This window comes from Mycetocola miduiensis, assembly GCF_900115155.1.
In the GTDB taxonomy this organism is placed as follows: domain Bacteria; phylum Actinomycetota; class Actinomycetes; order Actinomycetales; family Microbacteriaceae; genus Mycetocola_A; species Mycetocola_A miduiensis.
Genome location: NZ_FOVM01000010.1, coordinates 80,605 through 103,149, shown reverse-complemented (window position 1 = coordinate 103,149; position 22,545 = coordinate 80,605). Strand labels below are relative to the sequence as shown.

Genomic DNA, 22,545 nt, shown 5'->3' with positions numbered 1-22,545 from the left:
ACGAACGATCAGGCCAGCTCGATCAATTCCAAATAGTCCTTGTTCCAGTGGTCCTCAACACCATCAGGCAGGATGAGAACCCGCTCCGGGTTGAGCGCCTGGACAGCGCCTTCGTCGTGGCTGACGAGGACGACGGCTCCCGCGTAGTGCGCGAGTGCGTCAAGGATCTCGGCGCGGCTGGCGGGGTCGAGGTTGTTCGTCGGCTCGTCGAGGAGCAGCACGTTGGCGCCTGAGACGACGATCATGGCGAGAGCAAGGCGGGTTTTCTCTCCACCGGAGAGTACGCCGGCCGGCTTGTGCGAGTCGTCACCGGTGAACAGGAACGAGCCGAGGACCTTGCGGGCCTCCGTCTCGGTGATGTGCGGTGAGGATGACACCATGTTCTCGAGAACACTGCGCTTGACGTCGAGTGTCTCGTGCTCCTGCGCGTAGTAGCCGATCCGCAGCCCGTGACCGGGCTCGACCTGGCCGGTGTCCGGGGCATCCACTCCGGCGAGGATGCGCAGCAGAGTGGTCTTTCCGGCGCCGTTGAGGCCGAGGACGACGACCTTCGAACCACGGTCGATCGCGAGGTCCACGGCGGTGAAGATCTCCAGGGATCCGTAACTGCGTGACAGGTTGGATGCCATCAGTGGCGTCCGACCGCAAGGCGCCGGCTCAGGGAAACGCAGCTTCGCGACCCGGTCGACGGCACGAACCTCATCGAGCCCTGCCAGCATCTTCTCGGCGCGGGCGACCATCTGGTGGGCTGCTGCGGCCTTGGACGCCTTCGCGCCGAACCGGGCGGCCTGCAGCTGCAGGGTCGTCGCCTTCTTCTCGACGTTGACGCGTTCCTTCTTGCGGCGTTCCTCGTCGGCTTCGCGCTGGCGCTGGTAGTTCTTCCAGTTCATGTTGTAGACGTCGATGACCTGGCGGTTACCGTCGAGGTAGAAAACCTTGTTGACGGTTTCGCCGACGAGCTCCACATCGTGGGTGATCACGATGAACCCGCCGGTGTAGGTTTTGAGGAACTCACGAAGCCAGACCACCGAGTCGGCGTCAAGGTGGTTCGTCGGCTCGTCGAGGATCATCGTGCGGGCGTCGGAGAAGAGGATCCGGGCGAGCTCGATCCGGCGGCGCTGGCCACCGGACAGCGTCTTCAGCTGCTGGTCGAGAATACGGTCGGGCAGGTTGAGGTTGCTTGCGATCGACGCCGCCTCCGCTTCGGCAGCGTAACCGCCGAGCATCTGGAACCGTTCTTCGAGGTTCCCGTACTTCTTCATCGCGGCTGCGCTCGTCGCGGCATCCGTCGACGCCATCCCCATCGTGGCTTCCTGCATGCCAAGGACGAGGCTGCCGAGCCCGCGGGCGTTGAGGATGCGGGTTCTCGCGAGCTCTTCCGGGTCGCCTGAGCGCGGGTCCTGAGGCAGGTAACCGAGTTCTCCTGAGCGCTCGACCTTGCCGTTCGTCGGCTGCAGCTCGCCGGCGAGGACCTTCGTCAGTGTGGTCTTGCCTGCACCGTTGCGGCCGACGAGGCCGATCTTGTCGCCGTCGGAGACGCGAAAGTTGACCTCGTCCATGAGAACCCGTGCCCCGACGCGAATTTCGAGATCGTGCACACTCAGCAAAGCAGGTCCAATTCTTGACGGCGCGCCAAAAAGACGCAAAAAACAAAGGGGTCAACCCGACAGTCTACGGTGTCGCAGCTGGGAGCCTGCCCCGCCGGTCAGCCGGCGGGGTGCTCTCCCCCGAACCGCGCGGGATGGCGGCGATCCGACTGACCGCCTCCTCGAGCAGCTCAGGCGAGCAGGCGATGTTCATCCGCGCGAATCCGGCACCCGGTTCGCCGAACCCGGGGCCAGGGCTGAGCGCGACCTTTGCCTCACGCAGAATGCGTTCTGCGGGATCGTCGCCCCAGCCGCAGCCGCGGAAATCGAGCCAGGCCAGGTAGCTCGCCTCCGGGCGCTGCCAGTTCACCTCAGGCAGGTGGTCGCGAAGCAGACGATCCAGAAGGCGGATGTTGCCTGCGATCGCTTCGAGGACCCCGTCGAGCCAGTCCTCTCCGTCGGCATACGCTGCTGCCGATGCGAGCATCCCGAACTGTCCCGTCCGCCAGGACACCTCATACGGCATTCCGTCGAGAATCCCCGACGGCTCGTCCCCCTCGGCCACGAGAACGGCGCACTTCAGTCCGGCGATGTTCCACGCCTTGCTGGCCGAATGCAGCGCAAAACCGGAGGCTCTCGCCGTCTCCGAGACGCTGAGGTACGGCGTGAACGTGGCGCCGGGTTGCACGAGCGGCGCGTGGATCTCGTCGCTGAGCACCCGGACGTCGTACCTGGCGGCGAGCTCGGCCAGTGCCGCCAGGTCGTCCCTGCTGTGCGGGTGCCCGATCGGGTTCTGCGGGTTGCACAGCACGATCGCGCGTGCACCGCTGGAGAAAGCCCGGTCGAGGCCCGACAGGTCCAGGCGGAGGCCATCCCCCGCGTCTGTGAGCGGAACGGTCTCAACGGATGCTCCCGCCTCGCGAACGAGATCGAAGAACGGCGGGTAGACCGGCGGCGTTATCACGACAGGGTCGCCGGGCTTGGTGACCTGCCGGAGAAGCTCGACGATGCCCATGCTGACATCCGCCGTCGACAGAAGCCGTGCCTCGTCCAGGTCCCAGTTCCAGCGTCGTCGTGCGAAACCGCGGAACGCGTCGCCCAGCGGGTTGCTTGACGCGACATAACCCGCGTCTCCACGCTCGATCGCGTCGTGCAGCGCCGTCTTGATCGGCTCGGCGAGCGGGTAGTCCATCTCAGCAACGAACATGGGCAGAACATCCTCAGGATGTTCTGCCCATTTTTCGCTCGTTCGCGAACGCAGGATGTCGATCGGGTCGGAGGAGATCGCTGTCATCTTCCGACGATATCCGGTTGTCCCGGTCAGATCGAGAAGCCGAGCGCCCGCATCATGTCGCGGCCGTCGTCGGTGATCTTCTCAGGACCCCACGGCGGCATCCAGACCCAGTTGATCCGGAATGCCTCGACGACGCCGTCCAGCGCCTGGGCGGTCTGCTCTTCGAGGACATCCGTGAGCGGGCAGCCGGCGGAGGTGAGGGTCATGTGGATGACGAGCGCGTTGTTTTCGTCATCCCAGCCGAGGTCGTAGATCAGCCCGAGGTCGACGATGTTGATCCCGAGCTCGGGATCCATCACATCTTTGAGGGCCTCTTCGACTTCGTCGAAGCGCTGGGGGCTCAGTGTGGTCACCATGATCGAAGCTTACGCCGTTGCTTCGCCGACGAGGAAGCGGTCGTAGCCCTCGTCTTCGAGACGGTCGGCCAGTTCGGGGCCACCCTCTTCAGCGATGCGGCCGTCGACGAAGACGTGGACGAAGTCCGGCTTGATGTAGCGGAGGATGCGCGTGTAGTGCGTGATCAGGAGAACGCCGAGGTTGGTGTTTTCCTTGGCACGGTTCACGCCCTCTGAGACAATCTTGAGCGCGTCGACGTCGAGGCCGGAGTCGGTCTCGTCGAGAACTGCGAAGGTCGGCTTGAGCAGCTCGAGCTGGAGGATTTCGTGGCGCTTCTTCTCGCCACCGGAGAAGCCTTCGTTGACGTTGCGCTCGGCGAAGGTCGAGTCCATCCGGAGGTTCTTCATCGAGGACTTGACGTCTTTGATCCAGTGGCGGATGGGCGGTGCTTCGCCATCGATCGCGGTCTTCGCGGTGCGCAGGAAGTTCGTCACCGTGACCCCGGGGATCTCCACCGGGTACTGCATGGCGAGGAACAGGCCGGCGCGGGCGCGCTCGTCGACGGTCATCGCGAGGACGTCCTGTCCGTCGAGGGTGATCGATCCGGAGTTGACCGTGTATTTCGGGTGGCCGGCGATCGTGTAAGCAAGGGTGGACTTGCCTGAGCCGTTGGGGCCCATGATGGCGTGTGTTTCGCCCTTGCGAATGGTGAGGTCGACGCCGCGCAGGATGGGCTTGGATCCCTGGTCGGTCTCGACGCTGACGTGCAGGTCGCGGATTTCAAGTACAGCCATGAGCTTAGATCTCTTTCGTTACAGTCGGGTCGATGAAAATGTTGCCGTCGGTGAGTTCTACCGAGTAGACCGGGACGGGTTCGTAGGCGGGAAGCGACAGCGGCTTGCCGGTGCGGAGGGAGAACTGCGAGCCGTGCGCCCAACATTCGAGGGTGTCATTCTCGACGAACCCCTCCGACAGGGAGATGTCACCGTGCGTGCAGGTGTCACCGATCGCGTGGACGTCGCCGCTGCCGTCGAGGACGAGAGCGATGGGTTTGCCGCCGACGACGACACGCTTCGCCTCATTGACTGTGAGGTCACTGAGGGCGCAGACGAGTTCGGCCACGTTTAGCGTCCGTCCGTCGACAGGTTGGTTCCGTTCAGTTCTTCCTCGATGGCGATCTCGAGTCGTTCCTGCAGTTCGGCGTCGCCGATCTGCTGCACGATCTCGGTGAGGAATCCCCGGACGACGAGGCGGCGTGCCTCTTCCTCCGTGATGCCGCGGGCCTGCAGGTAGAACAGCTGCTCGTCGTCGAAACGCCCGGTGGCGCTGGCATGGCCGGCGCCGGCGATGTCGCCGGTCTCGATTTCGAGGTTGGGAACCGAGTCTGCGCGGGTCCCGTCGGTGAGGACGAGGTTCCGGTTCTGCTCGTAACTGTCTGTTCCCGTCGCCGACTGGCGGATCAGGACGTCGCCGATCCACACGGTGCGTGCGCCTTCACCCTGGAGGGCGCCCTTGTAGGTGACGCGGCTGCGAGTGTGCGGTGCGTCGTGGTCGACGTAGACCTGCTGTTCGAGGTGCTGGCCGGCATCCGCGAAGTACAGACCGAGCGCTTCGACCTCTCCGCCCTGGGCGTTGAGGTGGGTCGACGGGTTGACGCGGACGACACTGCCGCCGAGGGTGACGACGACGTGCTTGACGCGGGCATCACGGCCGACGGTGGTGAAGTGCGACGCGAGGTGGGCCGCGTCGTCATCCCACTGCTGGACGGTGACGACGGTGAGATTAGCGCCCTCGCCGACGATAATTTCGACGTTCTCGGTCAGGCGGGCCTGGCCGGCGTTCGCGAGGATGACGAGCCCGGTGCTGAACGGCTTGGCCTCGAGCAGGACGTGCGCCGCGCGGGGGCTCGTGCCGAGCTCGGAGCGGCGAACCCGGACGGTCTTCGGTTCTTCGCCGGACACGGTGATGGCGAGGGCCTTGTCGAACTGCGTCCAGGCGTTTGCCGATGCGCGTTCCTCGGGCGTTCCTGCAGTGCCGATCCTGGCGTCTGTGCGGTCGACCCAGCTCACGTCCACGTCATTCACCAGGGTGGCGTCGATAGCGTATTCACCGCCGTCGAGCTGTCCGTCGATGAGGTCGGCCACCCGGTCGATCGGGGTGAGCTTCCAGACGGCTTCCCGTCCGGTGACGGCAGGGAAATCTTCGACGTTCGTTGACGCGAACCGTTCGGAACGGGTCTGGATCGGGACGAGTCCCCATCCGCCGTCGGTGTGCTTCTTGTAGCCAAGCTGCCCGGTGTTCTCGAGCTTCGTGGTTGTTGCTTCCGGCGCGGAGATCGTCATTTAGCCGACCGATCCTTCCATGCCCATTTCGATGAGCTTGTTGAGTTCGAGTGCATATTCCATGGGGAGTTCACGGGCGATGGGCTCGATGAAGCCGCGGACGATCATCGCCATCGCTTCGTCCTCGGGCATGCCGCGGCTCATCAGGTAGAAGAGCTGCTCTTCGCTCACCTTGGAGACGGTCGCTTCGTGGCCGAGCTGGACGTCGTCGACGCGGATGTCGATGGCCGGGTAAGTGTCGCTCCGCGAGATCGTGTCGACCAGGAGGGCGTCACAGCGCACCGTGTTCGCGGCGTGGTGCGCGTTGGCATCCACCCGGACCTCACCGCGGTAGCCGGCACGACCGCCGCCACGGGCAATCGACTTGGAAACGATCGACGACTGCGTGTACGGAGCCATGTGGATCATCTTGGCGCCGGCATCCTGGTGCTGGCCGGGGCCAGCGAAGGCAACCGAGAGGGTCTCACCCTTGGCGTGCTCGCCCATCAGGAAGATCGACGGGTACTTCATGGTGACCTTGGAACCGATGTTGCCGTCGATCCACTCCATGGTCGCGCCTTCGGCGGCCGTCGCACGCTTGGTGACGAGGTTGTAGACGTTGTTCGACCAGTTCTGGATCGTCGTGTAGCGAACGCGGGCATTCTTCTTGACGATGATCTCGACGACTGCGGAGTGCAGCGAGTCAGACTTGTAGATCGGAGCGGTGCAGCCTTCGATGTAGTGCACGTAGCTGCCTTCGTCGGCGATGATCAGCGTGCGCTCGAACTGGCCCATGTTCTCGGTGTTGATCCGGAAGTAGGCCTGCAGCGGGATTTCGACGTGGACGCCTGGCGGCACGTAGACGAACGATCCGCCCGACCAGACGGCCGTGTTCAGGGCGGCGAACTTGTTGTCGCCGGCGGGGATCACGGTGCCGAAGTACTCCTCGAAGAACTCGGGGTGCTCCTTGAGCGCCGTGTCGGTGTCCATGAAGATGACGCCCTGGCGTTCGAGGTCCTCGTTGATCTGGTGGTAGACGACCTCGGACTCGTACTGTGCGGCCACACCGGAGACGAGACGCTGGCGCTCCGCCTCGGGGATGCCGAGCTTCTCGTACGTGTTCTTGATGTCGTCCGGGAGGTCTTCCCAGGTCTGCGCCTGCTTCTCGGTGGAGCGGACGAAGTACTTGATGTTGTCGAAGTCGATCTCGGAGAGATCTGCGCCCCAGGTCGGCATCGGCTTGCGCTCGAACAGGGCGAGGCCCTTGAGCCGGCGCTGCAGCATCCACTCGTCTTCATCTTTCAGGCGAGAAATGTCGGTGACGACCTCAGGTGAGACACCGCGTCGGGCCGAAGCACCCGCGGCGTCCGAGTCCGACCATCCGAATTCGTACTGCCCAAGGCTTGCGAGTTCGGGGCGGTCAATCAGAACGTCTGACATGTTCAACCTCTTTCCTTCTCAGCTGCGTAACAGGATTTCTGCGCGTCGCATTCCCGCGCACGCCAGAGCAACAGGTGTTCCTCAGGAATGTGCGGGCGGCTGATGTGCGTATCTACAATTGTTCAAGGACGGGGGCCGCGCTGCTCCCGCGCCGTTCGCTGGCGAGTGCCAGACTTAAATGCTTGAACCCCATAGATTCTACAGGTTGCGCGGGCAAATAGCAGCAGGCCGCCAACCAGTCACAGTAACAACACAAGTAGAGGAACACTCAAAGTGAATACCATCGCCCAAGCCGCCAGACGTTTCTGGAACTGGCTCCCGACGGATGTCGACCGACGGGTGCGGGTGGTGGCGTGGCTCAACCTTGTGGCCCAGACCGCGCTTGTCGGCACGGGAGGCGCCGTTCGCCTCACCGGGTCGGGGCTCGGCTGCCCGACGTGGCCCAGGTGCACCGCTGAATCCTTCGTGTCGACGCCGGAAATGGGCATCCACGGCGTGATCGAGTTTGGCAACCGGACCCTGTTCTTCGTTCTCCAGATCATCGCCATCTTCGCGCTGCTCTTCGTCCTGAAGTACCGCAAGCAGCGCAGGGACCTCTTCATCCTCACCTTGATCCCCGCGTGCAGCGTGTTGTTCCAGGCGGTTGTCGGAGGTATCACCGTGCTCAGCGGCCTCAACCCGTACGTTGTCGGGCTGCACTTCGTGCTCAGCATCACCCTTGTCGTTCTCGCCGCTGTGCTGGTTTTCCGGGTCTACAACGGCAACGCCGAACGGGTGCTCGCGGTTCCGACCTGGCTGGCTGCGGTCACCCACGCTGCGTCGTTCTTCGTCGCGGTGACGATCATCGTCGGCATCCTCACCACCGGGTCTGGACCGCACGCAGGAGACAAGGGTGCCGCCCGCAACGGCCTTGACCCTGAACTGCTGCAGCACGTGCACTCCTGGCCGGCCTACATCACCCTCGGCCTGACCGTCGTCATCGTCGCGGCGGCGTGGCTGCTCCCCGTGCCGAGCCTTCGCTTCCCCTCGGCGCTTCTGCTCGCCGTTGAGGGTGTTCAGATTGTCGTCGGTGTCGCCCAGGCACGGATGGGACTCCCAGAGATCCTCGTCGGCCTTCACATGGTGCTCGCCTGCGTTCTCGCGGCGGCGATGACGGCGACGGTCCTCAACCTGAAGACGCCGGCATCCGTTCCGGTCGGGGTCGAACCCGTCGAGGCGCTCAAGGCGGCGTAGGCACTCCCCCTCGTCATAGCTTGAGGGGCCAAATGGTCGCTCGCCAGCTCGTCGAGCGGCGTCGAGGGGCCGGATTGGTCGTTCGCGAGTTCCTCGAGCCGCATGGAGGGCCACTCAGCCTCGTACGATCAGCTGCATTCGCTGGGTTGCGGAATCGATCGGTCCCAAAGGGATGTTCATGCATTCGATTGGTCCCAAAGCGATGTTCATGCATTCGATCGGTCCCTAAGGGTCGCTCGCGAGCACGGGAACAGCACTTCGGGGCCGATCGACGGGCCTGACCCGCAACCGGTCGCTCAGGATGCCGCCGAACAGCAATTCGCGGCGACCCATGCGGGTGGCCCGGACTACTCCCCCAGTGTGAGTGGTGAGGGATCCCCCTGGAGTGAGCGACGACGGATCAGAACGGAAGCAACGGGTCGATTCCCACGGCCAGGAACAGCAGCGTGAGGTAGCTGATCGACCCGTGGAAGACCCGCATCGGCGACACCTTCTCGTGGCGGATCGCCAGGTTGTACAGGCGGTGCGTCTCGTAGATGAACCATCCACCGGATGCCACTGCGACAACCGTGTAGACGAGTCCCATCGCGGCCACGGGGATGAGCAGCAGAGAGCACGCCACCGTCGCCCAGGCGTACAGGATGACCTGCAGGCCGACCTGGGCGCGGCCACGGATCACGGAGAGCATCGGAACGCCGGCCGACTTGTAATCGTCGCGGTACTTCATCGACAGCGGCCAGTAGTGCGGAGGTGTCCACAGGAACACGACGGCGAAGAGGATGAACGGCGCCCAGCTGAGCGAGTTCGCGACAGCGGCCCAGCCGATCAGCACCGGGAAGCACCCGGCGATCCCGCCCCAGATGATGTTCTGCGATGTCCAGCGCTTGAGCCAGAGGGTGTAGATGACGACGTAGAAGAAGATGGCGCCGACCGACAGCGCTGCGGTGAGCGGGTTCGTGGTCAGGTACAGCCAGACGGTGGATGTGATGGCGAGTACCCAGGAGAAGACCAGGGCCTCCCGCGGGGTCAGCACACCGGTAACCAGCGGCCGGTTGCTTGTGCGCTTCATCACCTTGTCGATGTCGCGGTCGATGTAGCAGTTGAACGCGCCGGCCGAACCGGCGCTGAGCGATCCACCGATCACGGTCGCCAAAACGAGCCAGAGGTCCGGGATGCCCCCCTGAGCGAGGATCATCACGGGGATGGTTGTCACCAGGAGAAGTTCCATCACGCGGGGTTTAGTAAGGGAGATGTATCCCTTGACCTTGTCGACGGCGTTCACGCGCTGCGGCGTGACGCGGTCTTCTACAGCAATGTTCATCGCTCCTCTAACCGTTTGCGTTCCCCATTCTAGGCGAGAACTCCGCGAGGGCATGGCCGCGGGCGGGCCCGCCATCCGCCGTAACCATCCGGACACATGGATGCGAGGTTCCCTATACTGGAGACGCTCGCCTTACCGTCCGCGGCGCTATGTTCTTCCTGCTCTTCTGCGGGACGGGTCGCGTCCGGCGGAGCCAATGAAGCCAATGTGCGTGATATCGCGCCTCATCGGCGGGTCAGAGATGGCCCGACGATTTCGATCAGAAGGGTCACAAAAGTGGCAGCTTTGCAATGGGATTCCATTGACAACACGGCGGTTGACACCGCCCGCCTCCTCGCAGCGGATGCGGTCGAGAAGGTCGGGAACGGCCACCCAGGTACGGCAATGAGCCTCGCTCCCGCCGCTTACCTGCTCTTCCAGAAGGTCATGAGGCGCGATCCGAGCGATCAGCACTGGCTCGGGCGGGATCGCTTCGTGCTCTCCGTCGGCCACAGCTCGCTGACGCAGTACGTCCAGTTGTACCTGGGCGGATACGGCCTCGAGCTCGAAGACCTCAAGGCTCTGCGCACCTGGGGCTCACTCACGCCAGGCCACCCGGAGTACGGCCACACCGACGGTGTCGAGATCACCACCGGCCCCCTCGGCCAGGGGCTCGCCTCCGCCGTCGGCTTCGCCTACGCCGCCCGCTTCGAGCGCGGCCTGCTCGACCCGGGCACCGCAGCGGGCAAGAGCCCGTTCGACCACTTCGTGTACGTCATCGCCGGTGACGGCGACCTGCAGGAAGGCATCACCAGCGAGGCATCCTCGCTGGCCGGCCACCAGCAGCTCGGCAACCTCATCGCGATCTACGACAGCAACCAGATCTCGATCGAAGACGACACCAACATCGCCTTCACCGAGGACGTCGCCAAGCGCTACGAGGCCTACCACTGGCACGTGCAGACCGTCGACTGGAAGAAGACTGGCGAGTACGTCGAGGACCTGCAGGCCCTCAACGACGCCATCGAAGCCGCCAAGGCAGAGACCGACCGCCCGTCGCTCATCATCCTCAAGACGATCATCGGATGGCCCAGCCCGAAGAAGCAGAACACCGGAAAAATCCACGGTTCAGCGCTCGGTGCTGACGAACTGGCAGCGGTGAAGGAAGTCCTCGGCTTCGACCCGGCTGAGAGCTTCGTCGTCGCCGACGAGGTCCTCGCGCACACCCGCAAGGCTGTGGAGCGCGGTGCCGCGGAGCGTGCCGAGTGGCAGAAGGGTTTCGACGCCTGGAAGGCCGCGAACCCCGAGAAGTCCGCCCTCCTCGACCGCCTGCTCTCGGGCGAACTGCCCGACGGTGTCGAAGACGCCCTTCCGGTCTTCGAAGCGGGCAAGGACGTCTCGACGCGCGCCGCATCCGGCAAGGTGCTCAACGCGCTCGGCCCGATCATCCCCGAACTGTGGGGTGGATCGGCCGACCTCGCCGAGTCGAACAACACGACCATCGAAGGCGCGGCGTCGTTCGTCCCGAGCGAGCACTCGACCCACGAGTGGACCGGCAACGAGTACGGCCGCGTGCTGCACTTCGGTATCCGCGAGCACGCCATGGGCGCGATCCTCAACGGCATCGTCCTGCACGGGCCGACCCGCGCGTACGGCGGAACCTTCCTGATCTTCAGCGACTACATGCGTCCCGCTGTGCGGCTCGCCGCGCTGATGAACGTGCCGTCGATCTTCGTCTGGACGCACGACTCCGTCGCCCTCGGTGAAGACGGCCCGACCCACCAGCCGATCGAGCAGCTGGCGGCCCTCCGCGCCATCCCGAACCTCGCCGTCGTCCGCCCGGGCGATGCGAATGAAGTCGGTTACGCCTGGCAGGAGATCCTCACCCGCCGCGGCGGCCCCGCCGGTATCGCCCTGACCCGTCAGAACATCCCGGTGTTCGAGCGCGGCGACGGCGACGCCTCGGGAGAGACCTTCGCTGCGGCGTCGAACGTGTCAAAGGGTGCGTACATCCTCGCCGAGGCGCCGAACGGCACCCCAGACGTCATCCTCATCGCGACGGGTTCCGAGGTTCACCTCGCCGTCGAAGCGCGTGAGGCGCTCAGGGCCGACGGCGTGAACGCGCGTGTCGTGTCGGTCCCCTGCCTCGAATGGTTCGAGGAGCAGGATGCCGCGTACCAGGAAAAAGTTCTCCCGAAGGCGATCACCGCCCGGGTTTCTGTCGAGGCCGGCCTTGCGCTGGGCTGGCGGGGCATCGTCGGCGACGCCGGTCGTTCCGTGTCGATCGAGCACTTCGGAGCATCCGCCGACTACAAGACCCTGTTCCGCGAATTCGGCATCACCACTGAAGCCGTCGTCGCCGCCGCCAAAGAAACGCTCGGCAAGTAACGCCGGGCAGAGGAGAAACAATGACTGAGAACACCCCCACCGCCCAGCTTTCCGCCGCAGGCGTCAGCATCTGGCTCGACGACCTGTCCCGAGGCCGCATGGACTCGGGCAGCCTGCAGGAACTCATCGACACCCGCAACGTCGTCGGCGTGACCACCAACCCGACGATCTTCGCTGGCGCCCTCAGCAACGGTGAAAGCTACGCCGAGCAGGTTTCCGAACTCGCTGCAGCCGGCAAGGATGTCACTGAGGCGGTCTTCGAGATCACCACAGCAGACGTCGCCCGCGCCGCAGACGTGTTCCGCCCGATCTACGACGCCTCGAATGGTTTCGACGGCCGGGTGTCGATCGAGGTCGAGCCTCGCCTCGCCCACGACGCCGCTGCGACCATCGCCGAAGCGAAGGAACTCTGGGCGAAGATCGACAAGCCGAACGTGATGATCAAGATCCCAGCAACGGTCGAAGGCCTCGAAGCCATCACCGCGGCGATCGGCGCAGGCATCAGCGTCAACGTCACGCTCATCTTCAGCCTGCAGCGCTACCGCGAGGTCATGAACGCGTACCTCACCGGTCTCGAGCAGGCCAAGGCTGCCGGCATCGACCTGTCGACCATCCACTCCGTCGCCTCCTTCTTCGTGTCGCGTGTCGACACCGAGATCGACAAGCGCCTCGTGGCCGTCGGCACCGATGAAGCACTCGCGCTCAAGAGCAAGGCGGGCGTCGCCAACGCCCAGCTCGCCTACGAGGTCTTCGAGCAGACGTTCGCGAGCGAGCGTGCAGCAGGCCTGCTCGCCGCCGGCGCCAACAAGCAGCGTCCGCTGTGGGCTTCGACCGGTGTCAAGGACCCGAGCCTGCCCGACACCCTGTACGTGACCCAGCTCGTAGCCGACGGCGTCGTCAACACCATGCCGGAGAAGACCCTCGAGGCCACCTTCGACCACGGCCAGATCGATGGCGACACCGTCACCGGCTCGTACGACGAGGCCAACAAGGTCCTCGACGCCATTGCCGGTCTCGGCATCTCCTACGACGAGGTCACCGCGCTGCTCGAGAAGGAAGGCGTTGAAAAGTTCATCGTCTCCTGGAACGAACTCCTCGACACTGTCACAGAGGCACTGGCGGCAGCAAAATGAGCTTCAAGATCCACGTCTCCGGCGCGGCCAAGGCGGCCGTAGACGCGGTCGTGCCGACGCTCGTGACCGACATGGTCGCTTCGGGAATCACCGCCCAGGACCCCGCCCTGTGGGGTCCCGACGCCGAAGAAGAGTCGGCAAAGCGGCTCGGCTGGACCGAGGCCACCACCGTCTCCCGGCCGCTGGTTGCCCAGATCGAAGCGCTCCGGGCTGAACTGAACGAAGCCGGCGTCGAGCACATCGTCCTCGCCGGGATGGGCGGATCGTCGCTGGCACCCGAGGTCATCACCCGCACGCTGGGTGGAAACCTCACGGTCCTCGACTCGACCGCCCCCGGGCAGGTCCTCGCTGCACTCGCCGACCGACTTGAGGCATCTGCCCTCGTCGTGTCGTCGAAGTCCGGCTCGACCGTCGAGACCGACAGCCAGCGTCGCGCGTACGAGAAGGCGTTCACCGACGCCGGCATCGACCCACGCGGCCGCATTATCGTCGTCACCGACCCGGGTTCACCGCTCGACGCCTCAGCGCGTGAAGCCGGCTACCGGGTCTTCAACGCTGACCCGAATGTCGGAGGCCGGTACTCGGCGCTCACCGCCTTCGGACTTGTCCCGTCAGGACTGGCCGGCGTCGACGTGGGTGCCCTCCTCGACGAAGCGGACTCCGTCGCTGTCGAACTGTCGATCGATGACAAGCACAACCCTGGCTTGATCCTGGGTGCGGCAATCGCCGGCACAAGCCCGCTTCGCGACAAGCTGGCCATCGTCGCCGACGGCACCCACATCATCGGATTCGCCGACTGGGCTGAACAGCTCCTGGCCGAGTCCACCGGCAAGCAGGGCACCGGGCTGCTTCCCGTCGTTGTCGACACCCTGGCCCCTGAACTGTCCGGCGACTACCCCGACGTTCAGGTGGTTCGGCTGGTTGACGATGCGTCGCAGCTCCACCTGTTCCCGCGCAACCGCCACGAGGGCGAAATCCTCGTTTCGGGCACGCTCGGCGCCCAGATCCTGGTCTGGGAGTACGCGACGGTCGTTGCCGGCCGCATCCTCGGGATCAACCCCTTCGACCAGCCAGACGTCGAATCCGCGAAGATCGCGAGCCGCGGCCTCCTCGACGCACGCCCGGAGCCGACAGCGCCGCTGTTCTCCGAAAACGGCATCGAGGTGCGCGGCGACGCGAAGGTCCTCGGTCAGGCCACGACCGTGAAGCAGGCAATCGACGCTCTTCTCGCCCAGCTCGACGACAACGGTTACCTCGCGGTTCAGGCTTACGTCGACCGGGTTGCGCTCCCCCAGCTGGAAGGCGTCCGAGGCATGCTCGCGGGTGTCGCCGGGCGTCCGGTCACCTTCGGGTGGGGTCCCCGGTTCCTGCACTCCACCGGTCAGTTCCACAAGGGCGGCCCGGCGTCAGGCGTTTTCCTGCAGATCACGCAGGACTCCCCTATCGACCTTGAGGTTCCTGGGCGTCCGTTCACATTCGGCCAGCTGATTCAGGCACAGGCGCAGGGCGACGCGAGCGTGCTCGCTGATGCCGGTCGCCCGGTTCTCACGCTTCACCTGACTGACCCTGAGAACAACATCGTGTCACTGTTTGAGGCGATCAACTAGCCGAGGCTGGTTGATCCGCCGTTACCGAGGAGCTGTATGTCCCCCGTGGATATCACCCCGGAGTTCAACCCGCTGCGGGTGGATTCCGATCGTCGCCTGAACCGCATCGCCGGTCCGAGCGGCCTGATCATCTTCGGCGTGACAGGTGACCTGTCGCGCAAGAAGCTGATGCCCGCCGTTTACGACCTGGCGAACCGCGGGCTCCTTCCCCCCGGATTCTCGCTGGTCGGTTTCGCCCGGCGGGACTGGGAGGACCAGGACTTCGAGGAGGTGGTGCACGAGGCCGTCAAATCGTACGCGCGCACCGAATACCGCGAGGAGGTCTGGAACCAGCTCGCCCAGGGCATCCGCTTCGTCTCCGGTGAATTCGGCGACGACAAGGCGTTCGAGCACCTCAAGGAGACCGTCGAAAAGCTGGACGCCGAGCGGGGCACGATGGGCAACCACGCGTTCTACCTGTCGATCCCGCCGAAGGCGTTTCCGGAGGTGACGGAGCAGTTGCGCCGTTCTGGGCTTGCCGAGGCCCGCGACGGCGCGTGGCGCCGTGTTGTCATCGAGAAGCCGTTCGGCTCCGACCTGAAGACCGCGCGCGAACTGAACACCGTCGTCGAGTCGGTCTTCCCACCGGACTCGGTTTTCCGGATCGACCACTACCTGGGTAAGGAGACGGTGCAGAACATTCTGGCGCTGCGCTTCGCCAACCAGATGTTCGAGCCGATCTGGAACTCGCACTTCGTCGACCACGTGCAGATCAGCATGGCCGAGGACATCGGTGTCGGCGGGCGGGCCGGGTACTACGACGGCATCGGAGCGGCACGCGACGTCATCCAGAACCACATCCTGCAGCTCCTCGCCCTCACGGCGATGGAGGAGCCTCTCTCGTTCGACGCGAAGGATCTCCGCGCCGAGAAGGAGAAGGTACTCGCCGCGGTCAGCCTTCCTGAAGATCTCGGCACCGCCACCGCTCGTGGACAGTACGCGGGCGGCTGGCAGGGCGGCGAACAGGTTCGCGGCTTCCTCGAGGAAGACGGGATGTCTCCCGAGTCGACGACGGAGACGTACGCGGCCATGCGCCTCGACATCAAGACCCGGCGGTGGGACGGCGTGCCCTTCTACCTTCGTGCGGGCAAGCGTCTCGGTCGCCGCGTGACGGAGATCGCCGTCGTGTTCAAGCGTGCCCCGCAGTTCCTCTTCGCCGAGAGCCAGACCTCTGAACTCGGCCAGAACGCGCTTGTCATCCGGGTCCAGCCCGACGAGGGCGTCACCATCCGCTTCGGCTCGAAGGTGCCTGGTGCGGGCACGCAGGTGCGCGACGTCACCATGGACTTCGGCTACGGCCACGCGTTCACTGAGGCAAGTCCTGAAGCGTACGAACGACTCATCCTCGACGTGCTTCTCGGCGACCCGCCGCTGTTCCCGCGCCATCAGGAAGTCGAACTGTCGTGGAAGATCCTCGACCCGATCGAAGAATACTGGGCTGCCCAGGGCGGACCCCTTGAACAGTACCGGCCGGGCTCTTGGGGTCCGGCCTCCGCTGACGCGCTCCTCGCGCGCGACGGGCGCACCTGGAGGCGACCATGATTGTCGATCTGCCCGACACCACCATCAGCAAGCTGTCGAAGAAACTCGTCACGCTTCGCGAGGACGGTGGAGCCGTCGCGCTCGGCCGTGTGCTCACCCTCGTCATCGTCTCGCAGTATGGCGAGGAGGAGGAGGCCATCGAGGCTGCCAACGAAGCGTCACGCGAGCACCCGATGCGTGTTCTCGTGCTGTCGCAGATCCCCGCGGATTCTGCTGAGGCAGCGAGGATCGACGCGCAGATCCGCGTCGGCGGGGACGCAGGCGCCAGCGAGGTCATCATCCTCCGCGCCTACGGCGACGCGGCGAGTAACGAGGAGAGCCTCGTCAACGGGCTCCTTCTGCCCGACGCCCCCGTCGTCGCCTGGTGGCCGATCGAAGCGCCCGCCGATGTCGTCAACACGGCGATCGGGCACATCGCGCAGCGCCGGATCACGGATGCCTCTGAACACGAGGACCCGCATGCCGCGCTCCTCGATTTGTCGCGATCGTATGCCCCTGGAGACACCGACTTCGCCTGGACGAGGCTGACGCTCTGGCGTGCCCAGCTCGCCGCAGTTCTCGACCAGCCGCCGTATGAGCCGGTGACCGGTGTGACCGTTGCCGGCGCCGCAGATTCCGCCTCCACCGTCTTGCTCGCCGCCTGGCTGCAGATGCAGTTGCAGGTCCCCGTCGTGCAGGAGCTGACTCCGCGTGGTTCGGGCGACACCGGCATCCACGGGGTGCGCCTGACCCGTGCGAGCGGCGACATCGTCCTCGAGCGCCCGCACGACACCATCGCCAAGCTCACCCAGCCGAATCAGCCGACCCACGAGTTGAGTCTGCCGAGACGGAATCTCCGTGATTGCCTCGCCGAGGAACTGCGCCGACTCGACCCCGATCCGTTGTACGGTGAAGTGATCACCAAAGGTGTGCGCCAGCTCAAAGTGGAGAGCGGCACCGGGGAAGGTACAACTCAATGACAAACGAACGACGTGTGCTCGTACATGCCGACAGCGATGCTCTGGCCGCATCCATCACGGCCCGGTTCCTGACCAAGACGGTCGACTTGCTCGACGAGTTGGACCGGGTCAACGTCGTACTCGAGGGTGGCCGCGTGGCGATCAAGATCCTCGCCGCGATCAACGCGTCGCCTGCGAGGGACAGCGTCGACTGGTCCCGCGTGCACTTCTGGTGGGGCGACGAACGCTGGCTCCCCGCTGGGGACCCGGAGCGCAACGAGGTGAAAGCGCGTGAAGCGCTGCTCGACCACATCGACATCCCTGCAGCCAACATCCATACCTGTGCCTCCTCAGGCGGCACGCTCGACCTGGATGCGGCGGCGGCGGCCTACGCGGACGAACTCGCGGCGAACGCCGACGGAGACAGCGGCCTACCCCGGTTCGACATCACCTTCCTCGGCGTCGGCCCTGACGGACACACGGCATCACTGTTCCCGGATCGTCCTGAGGTCCTCGAGCGTGAGGCCACCGTCGTGGCTGTGCGCAACTCGCCCAAACCCCCGCCCGAGCGGATCAGCCTGACGCGCTCGGCGATCAACTCGTCACAGCGAATCTGGGTGGCGCTTTCCGGCGCCGACAAAGCATCGGTGCTCGGCCTCGCCCTCGCCGGCGCCGCATACACCGAGGTTCCCATCGCCGGGATGAAGGGACGCAAGCGCACGGTCTTCTTCGTCGATTCGGACGCGGCATCCGAAGTTCCGGAGAACCTCATCGCCCGGAGCTATTGAGCCAGGCTGTCTTCACGTAAGAAGCCCCCGTCGGGATTCCGACGGGGGCTTCTTACGTTCCGGGCTAACACCGGGAGCAAAGCGTTCTTACTGCGCGGTTCCGCGACGCGCACGGAGCTGCTGCAGGGCCTCATCGAGAAGAGCCTCCGCTTCTTCTTCAGTGCGACGCTCTTTCACATACGCCAGGTGAGTCTTGTAGGGCTCGAGCTTGGCGACCTCAGGCGGGCTGGCCTGGTTGCGGCCGGCCGGCAGACCTGACGACGGGCTGTCGATCGTTTCAGGGATCTCCTCGTCGGGAAGGCTGGCAGAGAAATACCGAACCGTCTCATTGCCGAGGATGTCCCAATACGAAACCGCGATGCGGTCGGCATGGAAGCCATGGTCCTGCTCACCCATCGGGCCTGCACCCACACGTGAACCACGAATTGCGCTACCTCCGGCAGCCATATTTTCCTCCTACACGCCCGAGGAGAACTTGGTGATGAGACCAAGTGCAACGATCGAGCTGAACCAAACGAGAGCGAGTACGACGGTGAACCGGTTGAGGTTACGCTCAGCCACGCCGGACGAGCCGAGGCTCGAACCCATGCCGCCGCCGAACATATCCGACAATCCACCACCGCGCCCCTTGTGCAAGAGGATGAGGAATGTGAGCAGGAGGCTCGTGATTCCGAGCACCACCTGCAGAACGACCTGAAGTATCTCCACAAAGGACCTTTCATAGGCGGACATGGAGTTCCATGAACCGCCCTCAATTATAGCGTGAGCGTGCGGGCGTCAGAGTCCGACGTGCTTCTGGTACCGCACGATGCTTGTGAACTCGTTCAGGTCGAGGCTCGCGCCTCCGACCAGTGCGCCGTCGACGTTCGGCTCGCGCATGAAGCCGGCGATGTTGGATGACTTGACCGATCCGCCGTACAGGATGCGGGTTTTCTGAGCCACGTCCTCCCCCAGCGTATCGACGAGCACTGCCCGAAGAGCTGCAGCGACCTGTTCGGCCTGCTCAGGAGTGGCCGCCTGGCCGGAACCGATGGCCCAGACCGGCTCGTACGCCACGACGATGTCGACGGTGGACGTGATGCCGGAGAGCGCTGCCTTCAACTGTGCGACAGGCACCGCGCTCGGACCATGCTTCTCAAGGTCGTCGGACGTTTCACCGACGCAGATGATGGGTACCAGGTTATGCCTCAGCGCCGCGCGGACCTTGCCCGACACCTGCTCGTCCGACTCGCCGTGCAGCGTACGCCGCTCGGAGTGCCCGATGAGAACGTAGCTGCAGTCAAGCGCGCTGAGGAACGCACCGGAGATCTCCCCGGTGTAGGCGCCGGAGTCGTGCTCGGACAGGTCCTGTGCCCCGAACGCGATCGGCAGTTTGTCTGCCGCGACGAGGGTCTGGACGCTGCGAAGGTCGGTGAAGGGAGGGAAGACCGCTACCTCCACGCTGGCCACGTCGTGCTTGGCATCAGCCAGGCCCCACGCGAGCTTCTGCACGAAGGCGATGGCCTGGAGGTGATCCAGGTTCATCTTCCAGTTACCCGCGATGAGCGGTGTCCGCCGAACGGTTCCGGTCATTGTTCCCATCCTAAAATCTCCAGTCCGGGGAGTCGCTTGCCCTCGAGGAACTCGAGGCTCGCGCCGCCACCGGTCGATATGTGCCCGAATTGGTCGTCGTCGAAGCCGAGTGCGCGCACCGCGGCTGCCGAGTCGCCACCACCGACGACGCTGAGGCCGTCGACATCGGTGAGTGCCTGCGCAATCGCCTTGGTTCCGGCCGCGAACGGCGCGAGCTCGAACACGCCCATCGGGCCGTTCCAGAACACGGTCTTCGAAGAACGGATGACGTCGGCGAACCGCGCGGATGTCTCCGGCCCGATGTCCAGGCCGAGGCCTGACGCACCGAAGGCGGTGTCCTCGATCGCGTCTGCCGCCTGGACGACGTGGTCCGCGTCGGCGCTGAACGACGCCGCGACGACGACATCCGTCGGCAGGACGATGTCGACACCGAGCTTCTCGGCTTCGGCGAGGTAACCCTTGACCGTCTCGATCTGATCCTCCTCGAGGAGGCTTGAGCCCACTTTGTGGCCCTGCGCGGCGAGGAACGTGAACAGCATCCCCCCACCGATCAGGAGCGTGTCGACTCGAGGCAGCAGGTGACCGATGACACCGAGCTTGTCCGAAACCTTCGAACCGCCGAGGACGACGGTGTATGGGCGCTCGGGCGACTCTGTGAGCTTGTCGAGAACCTCGAGTTCAGTGGTGATCAGAAGTCCAGCCGCGCTCGGCAGGAGTTTCGGGAGCTCGTACACACTGGCCTGTTTGCGGTGAACGACGCCGAACCCGTCAGAGACGAAAGCGTCGCCGAAAGCGGCAAGCTTCTCGGCGAAGGCGGTACGTTCCGCCTCGTCCTTGCTGGTCTCGCCCGGGTTGAACCGGAGGTTCTCCAGAACGGCGATCTGGCCGTCCTGAACCGCGGCGGCAACCTTCTGTGCGTCTGGCCCGACAGTGTCAGATGCGAACGGGACAGCGGAGCCCAGGAGTTCCGAAAGGCGCTGGGCCACGGGGGTGAGACTGTACCGGTCGTCAGGTGCGCCGTCCGGGCGACCCAGGTGCGAGATCACGAGGACCCGCGCACCGGCATTGGCGAGAGCTTTTAGCGTGGGCAACGATGCGCGCACGCGCCCGTCGTCGGTGATGACCCCGTCCTGCAAAGGAACGTTGAGGTCACACCGGACGACGACGCGCGTGCCGGCAAGCGTGCCAAGCGATTCGATAGTGCGAAGCGACACGGCTGCGTCTCTAGAGACGCTCTGCGACGTACTCGGTGAGGTCGACGAGACGGTTCGAGTAACCCCACTCGTTGTCGTACCAGCTGACCAGCTTGACCTGGTTGCCCATGACGCGCAGCAGGCCGGCGTCGAAAATCGACGAGTGCGGGTCGGTCACGATGTCGCTCGAGACGATCTCGTCCTCGGTGTAGAGGAGGATGCCCTTCATCGGTCCCTCTGCTGCAGCCTTGTACGCGGCCTTCACTTCATCGACCGTAACCGGGCGCGACGCTTCGACGGTGAGGTCCGTGATCGAGCCGGTGGGAACCGGAACGCGGAGTGCGAAGCCGTCCAGCTTGCCCTTCAGCTCGGGCAGGACGAGGCCGATGGCCTTGGCTGCACCGGTGGAGGTGGGGACGATGTTGACCGCTGCTGCGCGAGCGCGGCGGAGGTCGCTGTGCGGGCCATCCTGCAGGTTCTGGTCGGCGGTGTACGCGTGAACGGTCGTCATCAGGCCGCGTTCGATACCGAACTCGTCGTTGAAGACCTTCGCGAGTGGCGCGAGGCAGTTGGTCGTGCACGACGCGTTGGAGATGATGTGGTGGTTCTCCGGGTCGTACAGGTCCTCGTTGACGCCCATGACGAAGGTTGCGTCTTCGCCGGTTGCGGGTGCCGAGATCAGAACCTTCTTGGCACCTGCGTCGATGTGCTTCTTCGCGTCGACGGCCTTGGTGAAGAAACCGGTGGACTCGATGACGATGTCAACGCCCAGCTCGCCCCAGGGCAGGTTGGCGGGGTCGCGCTCAGCGAACACCTTGATGGCCTTGCCGTCGACGGTGATCTGCTCGCCGTCGAACTCGACGGTGGCGTCGAGGCGGCCGGTGATGGAGTCGTACTTGAGAAGGTGCGCAAGAGTCTTGTTGTCGGTGAGGTCGTTGACCGCGACAATCTCGAGGTCGCTGCCCTTGGCAAGAGCTGCGCGGAAGTAGTTACGGCCGATGCGGCCGAACCCGTTGATACCGATCTTTACGGACAAGGATCTCTCCTGTTTCTGTGGCGCCGAAGCGCGATTTTGGGTGAATCGTTGGGGTGGGAGAAGGAAATGGTCGTCCGGGAACCCCCGGACGACCATGTCGGTTATGACAGTAGCAGGAGCCCGGCGGTCTTCTCACGAGCCGCGACGAAACGCTTTTCGACGTTCTCCCAGTTGGTGATGTTCCAGAACGCCTTGACGTAGTCGGCGCGGACGTTCTTGTAGTCCAGGTAGTACGCGTGCTCCCAGACGTCAAGCATGAGCACGGGCACGGTGCCTGCGGCGAAGTTGGACTGCTGGTCGAAGAACTGCTGGACGATGAGCTTCTGGCCGATTGAATCCCAGGCGAGCACGGACCAGCCGGACCCCTGGACGCCGAGGGCAGCGGCGGTGAAGTGAGCGCGGAACTTGTCGAAGGAGCCGAAGAACTCGTCGATGGCAGACGCGAGCTCACCGGTCGGCTTGTCGCCACCGTTCGGCGACATGTTGGTCCAGAAGATCGAGTGGTTGACGTGACCGCCGAGGTTGAAGGCGAGGTCCTTCTCAAGCTTGTTCACGTTGGCGAGGTTGTCGGAGTCCCGGGCCTCAGCCAGCTGTGCGATGGCGGTGTTCGCTCCGGTCACATAGGTCTGGTGGTGCTTCGAGTGGTGCAGTTCCATGATGGCCCCTGAGATACTCGGCTCGAGTGCCGAGTAGTCGTACGGGAGGTCAGGGAGGGTGTATTCAGCCATTGTTATGTCTCCTCTTCTTGTGCCGCCGGCCGCCTGTGATGCGGCACAGGCCGACATTTCCAGTCTAGTCA

21 protein-coding genes are annotated in these 22,545 nt (G+C 64.7%); 7 read left to right on the top strand and 14 right to left on the bottom strand.

What is annotated here, in order from left to right:
* Positions 1–8 precede the first annotated feature (8 nt).
* From BM197_RS14905 to sufB, 7 genes are all read right to left on the bottom strand, one after another.
* Positions 9–1,607 (bottom strand): ABC-F family ATP-binding cassette domain-containing protein, encoded by a 1,599-nt coding sequence (locus BM197_RS14905; protein ID WP_090712931.1) that lies wholly within the window; start codon positions 1,605–1,607, stop codon positions 9–11.
* Positions 1,608–1,671: 64 nt separating this feature from the next.
* Positions 1,672–2,880, bottom strand: a complete 1,209-nt coding sequence (locus tag BM197_RS14900) for a MalY/PatB family protein (protein ID WP_090712929.1) — start codon at positions 2,878–2,880, stop codon at positions 1,672–1,674.
* A gap of 26 nt (positions 2,881–2,906) precedes the next feature.
* Complete coding sequence (locus tag BM197_RS14895; protein ID WP_090712927.1) at positions 2,907–3,236, bottom strand: metal-sulfur cluster assembly factor; 330 nt, start codon at positions 3,234–3,236, stop codon at positions 2,907–2,909.
* 9 nt (positions 3,237–3,245) lie between these two features.
* A complete protein-coding gene (sufC, locus tag BM197_RS14890) occupies positions 3,246–4,010 on the bottom strand; it encodes a Fe-S cluster assembly ATPase SufC (RefSeq protein WP_090712925.1) in 765 nt (254 codons plus the stop codon).
* Between the two features lie 4 nt (positions 4,011–4,014).
* Complete coding sequence (locus tag BM197_RS14885; RefSeq protein ID WP_090712923.1) at positions 4,015–4,338, bottom strand: non-heme iron oxygenase ferredoxin subunit; 324 nt, start codon at positions 4,336–4,338, stop codon at positions 4,015–4,017.
* A gap of 2 nt (positions 4,339–4,340) precedes the next feature.
* Positions 4,341–5,552 carry a Fe-S cluster assembly protein SufD gene (gene sufD / locus BM197_RS14880; protein WP_425435736.1) on the bottom strand — a complete coding sequence of 404 codons (1,212 nt, stop codon included), beginning with the start codon at positions 5,550–5,552 and terminating at the stop codon, positions 4,341–4,343.
* Positions 5,553–5,558: 6 nt separating this feature from the next.
* Complete coding sequence (gene sufB / locus BM197_RS14875; protein ID WP_090712919.1) at positions 5,559–6,977, bottom strand: Fe-S cluster assembly protein SufB; 1,419 nt, start codon at positions 6,975–6,977, stop codon at positions 5,559–5,561.
* A gap of 273 nt (positions 6,978–7,250) precedes the next feature.
* Between sufB and BM197_RS14870 the strand changes: the two genes are divergently transcribed.
* Complete coding sequence (locus BM197_RS14870) at positions 7,251–8,210, top strand: COX15/CtaA family protein (protein ID WP_177216857.1); 960 nt, start codon at positions 7,251–7,253, stop codon at positions 8,208–8,210.
* A 400-nt stretch (positions 8,211–8,610) separates the two neighbouring features.
* On the opposite strand, the gene BM197_RS14865 is transcribed toward BM197_RS14870, so the two are convergent.
* Positions 8,611–9,531, bottom strand: a complete 921-nt coding sequence (locus BM197_RS14865; RefSeq protein ID WP_090712917.1) for a heme o synthase — start codon at positions 9,529–9,531, stop codon at positions 8,611–8,613.
* 276 nt (positions 9,532–9,807) lie between these two features.
* Here BM197_RS14865 and tkt point away from each other — a divergent pair, with 276 nt between their 5' ends.
* From tkt to pgl, 6 genes are read left to right on the top strand one after another with little or no spacing between them, the layout of a single operon-like run.
* Positions 9,808–11,898, top strand: a complete 2,091-nt coding sequence (gene tkt, locus BM197_RS14860; RefSeq protein ID WP_090712915.1) for a transketolase — start codon at positions 9,808–9,810, stop codon at positions 11,896–11,898.
* Positions 11,899–11,918: 20 nt separating this feature from the next.
* Positions 11,919–13,031 carry a transaldolase gene (gene tal / locus BM197_RS14855; RefSeq protein WP_090712912.1) on the top strand — a complete coding sequence of 371 codons (1,113 nt, stop codon included), beginning with the start codon at positions 11,919–11,921 and terminating at the stop codon, positions 13,029–13,031.
* Positions 13,028–14,638 (top strand): glucose-6-phosphate isomerase, encoded by a 1,611-nt coding sequence (locus BM197_RS14850; RefSeq protein WP_090712911.1) that lies wholly within the window; start codon positions 13,028–13,030, stop codon positions 14,636–14,638. Before tal ends, BM197_RS14850 begins: the two co-directional genes overlap by 4 nt.
* Before the next feature lie 36 nt (positions 14,639–14,674).
* Complete coding sequence (gene zwf / locus BM197_RS14845; RefSeq protein ID WP_090712909.1) at positions 14,675–16,219, top strand: glucose-6-phosphate dehydrogenase; 1,545 nt, start codon at positions 14,675–14,677, stop codon at positions 16,217–16,219.
* The gene (locus tag BM197_RS14840; RefSeq protein WP_090712907.1) at positions 16,216–17,178 is read left to right on the top strand and encodes a glucose-6-phosphate dehydrogenase assembly protein OpcA; all 963 of its coding nucleotides are present in this window, start codon (positions 16,216–16,218) and stop codon (positions 17,176–17,178) included. The genes zwf and BM197_RS14840 overlap by 4 nt, the downstream gene beginning before the upstream one ends.
* Entirely contained in the window at positions 17,175–17,945 is a 771-nt protein-coding gene (gene pgl / locus BM197_RS14835) for a 6-phosphogluconolactonase (RefSeq protein ID WP_090712905.1), read from the top strand. Before BM197_RS14840 ends, pgl begins: the two co-directional genes overlap by 4 nt.
* 87 nt (positions 17,946–18,032) lie before the next feature.
* On the opposite strand, the gene BM197_RS14830 is transcribed toward pgl, so the two are convergent.
* The 6 genes from BM197_RS14830 to BM197_RS14805 all read right to left on the bottom strand — a co-directional run bounded on the left by BM197_RS14830 (position 18,033) and on the right by BM197_RS14805 (position 22,474).
* On the bottom strand, positions 18,033–18,392 hold the full coding sequence (locus tag BM197_RS14830; protein ID WP_090712904.1) for an RNA polymerase-binding protein RbpA: 360 nt from the start codon (positions 18,390–18,392) through the stop codon (positions 18,033–18,035).
* Positions 18,393–18,401: 9 nt separating this feature from the next.
* Positions 18,402–18,653 (bottom strand): preprotein translocase subunit SecG, encoded by a 252-nt coding sequence (gene secG, locus BM197_RS14825; RefSeq protein ID WP_090712902.1) that lies wholly within the window; start codon positions 18,651–18,653, stop codon positions 18,402–18,404.
* A gap of 69 nt (positions 18,654–18,722) precedes the next feature.
* A complete protein-coding gene (gene tpiA / locus BM197_RS14820) occupies positions 18,723–19,517 on the bottom strand; it encodes a triose-phosphate isomerase (protein ID WP_090712900.1) in 795 nt (264 codons plus the stop codon).
* Positions 19,514–20,731 carry a phosphoglycerate kinase gene (locus tag BM197_RS14815; RefSeq protein ID WP_090712898.1) on the bottom strand — a complete coding sequence of 406 codons (1,218 nt, stop codon included), beginning with the start codon at positions 20,729–20,731 and terminating at the stop codon, positions 19,514–19,516. Before BM197_RS14815 ends, tpiA begins: the two co-directional genes overlap by 4 nt.
* Before the next feature lie 10 nt (positions 20,732–20,741).
* On the bottom strand, positions 20,742–21,746 hold the full coding sequence (gene gap / locus BM197_RS14810) for a type I glyceraldehyde-3-phosphate dehydrogenase (protein WP_090712897.1): 1,005 nt from the start codon (positions 21,744–21,746) through the stop codon (positions 20,742–20,744).
* Positions 21,747–21,847: 101 nt separating this feature from the next.
* On the bottom strand, positions 21,848–22,474 hold the full coding sequence (locus BM197_RS14805) for a superoxide dismutase (protein WP_090712895.1): 627 nt from the start codon (positions 22,472–22,474) through the stop codon (positions 21,848–21,850).
* Positions 22,475–22,545: the final 71 nt, after the last annotated feature.